The organism is Aquimarina sp. I32.4, from assembly GCF_002924285.1.
Taxonomy (GTDB): domain Bacteria; phylum Bacteroidota; class Bacteroidia; order Flavobacteriales; family Flavobacteriaceae; genus Aquimarina.
The window spans coordinates 1-2,581 of the sequence record NZ_PGUB01000210.1 but is presented as its reverse complement, the minus strand read 5'-3'; the positions used below and the strand labels follow the sequence as shown (position 1 = coordinate 2,581).

General features: G+C 40.1%; 1 protein-coding gene. It reads left to right on the top strand.

Annotation, left to right across the window (positions count from 1 at the left end; all coding sequences use genetic code 11):
* On the top strand, positions 1-2,581 hold a 2,581-nt coding region (locus CVD18_RS21950), incomplete at both ends, for a hypothetical protein (protein WP_199185129.1).

Genomic DNA, 2,581 nt, shown 5'->3' with positions numbered 1-2,581 from the left:
CGAGTTATATAATAACAGCAGGCGATATTACAGCAGGAAGTTTTAGTAATACAGCAGTTGCGAGTGCCTTGAATCCACTAGGAGGAGCAGCGGTAACCGATGATTCCGATGATCCAGATGATGCTACCGATGTTGATCCTGATAATGATGGTAGTCCCGATGATCCAACAGTAAGTGATTTACGTCAGCCGCTATTAGATATCACTAAGACTGATACGTATGTTGATACGAATGGAAACGGTATTATCGATGCAGGAGATACAATCAATTATGCTTTTGTAGTGACCAATAGAGGAAATATAGACTTAACAGGTATCAGTGTCACCGATGCATTGGTAACGGTAAGTCCAGCCACTACGATTGATTTAGTAGCAGGAGCTATAGATAACAGCACGTATACAGCAAGTTATATAATAACAGCAGGCGATATTACAGCAGGAAGTTTTAGTAATACTGCAGTTGTGAGTGCTTTGAATCCATTAGATCCATTAGGTCCTCCAATTACCGATAATTCTGATGATCCAGATGATACTACCGATGTTGATCCTGATAATGATGGTAGTCCCGATGATCCAACAGTAAGTGATTTACGTCAGCCGCTATTAGATATCACTAAGACTGATACGTATGTTGATACGAATGGAAACGGTATTATCGATGCAGGAGATACAATCAACTATGTTTTTGTAGTGACCAATAGAGGAAATATAGATTTAACAAGCATCAGTGTTACCGATGCTTTAGTAACGGTTACTCCAGCTACTACGATTGATTTAGTAGCAGGAGCTATAGATAACAGCACGTATACAGCAAGTTATGTAATAACAGCAGGTGATATTACCGCAGGAAGTTTTAGTAATACAGCAGTTGCGAGTGCCTTGAATCCACTAGGAGGAGCAGCGGTAACCGATGATTCCGATGATCCAGATGATGCTACGGATGTTGATCCTAATAATGATGGTAGTCCCGATGATCCAACAGTAAGTGATTTACGTCAACCACTATTAGATATTACCAAGACTGATGCGTATGTTGATACGAATGGAAATGGTATTATCGATGCAGGAGATACAATCAATTATGCTTTTGTAGTGACCAATAGAGGAAATATAGACTTAACAGGTATCAGTGTCACCGATGCATTGGTAACGGTAAGTCCAGCCACTACGATTGATTTAGTAGCAGGTGCTATAGATAATAGCACGTATACAGCGAGTTATATAATAACAGCAAGTGATATTACTGCAGGTAGTTTTAGTAATACAGCAGTTGCGAGTGCTTTGAATCCATTAGATCCATTAGGTCCTCCAATTACAGATAATTCTGATGATCCCGATAATGCTACCGATGTTGATCCTGATAATGATGGTAGTCCTGATGATCCAACAGTAAGTGATTTACGTCAGCCACTATTAGATATCACCAAGACTGATACCTATGTTGATACAAATGGAAACGGTATTATCGATGCAGGAGATACAATCAATTATGCTTTTGTAGTGACCAATACAGGAAATATAGATTTAACAAGCATCAGTGTCACCGATGCTTTAGTAACGGTTACTCCAGCGACTACGATTGATTTAGTAGCAGGAGCTATAGATAACAGCACGTATACTGCGAGTTATATAATAACAGCAGGTGATATTACCGCAGGAAGTTTTAGTAATACAGCAGTTGCGAGTGCAGCGAACCCACTAGGAGGAGCAGCGGTAACCGATGATTCCGATGATCCAGATGATGCTACGGATGTTGATCCTGATAATGATGGTAGTCCCGATGATCCAACAGTAAGTGATTTACGTCAGCCGCTATTAGATATCACTAAGACTGATACGTATGTTGATACGAATGGAAATGGTATTATCGATGCAGGAGATACAATCAATTATGCTTTTGTAGTGACCAATAGAGGAAATATAGACTTAACAGGTATCAGTGTCACCGATGCATTGGTAACGGTAAGTCCAGCCACTACGATTGATTTAGTAGCAGGTGCTATAGATAATAGCACGTATACAGCGAGTTATATAATAACAGCAAGTGATATTACCGCAGGAAGTTTTAGTAATACAGCAGTTGCGAGTGCCTTGAATCCACTAGATCCATTAGGCCCACCAGTAACAGATAATTCCGATGATCCCGATAATGCTACCGATGTTGATCCTGATAATGATGGTAGTCCTGATGATCCAACAGTAAGTGATTTACGTCAGCCACTATTGGATATCACCAAGACTGATACCTATGTTGATACAAATGGAAACGGTATTATCGATGCAGGAGATACAATCAATTATGCTTTTGTAGTGACCAATACAGGAAATATAGACTTAACAGGTATTAGTGTTACCGATGCTTTAGTAACGGTTACTCCAGCCACTACGATTGATTTAGTAGCAGGAGCTATAGATAACAGCACGTATACAGCAAGTTATGTAATAACAGCAGGCGATATTACAGCAGGAAGTTTTAGTAATACAGCAGTTGCGAGTGCCTTGAATCCACTAGGAGGAGCAGCGGTAACCGATGATTCCGATGATCCAGATGATGCTACCGATGTTGATCCTGATAATGATGG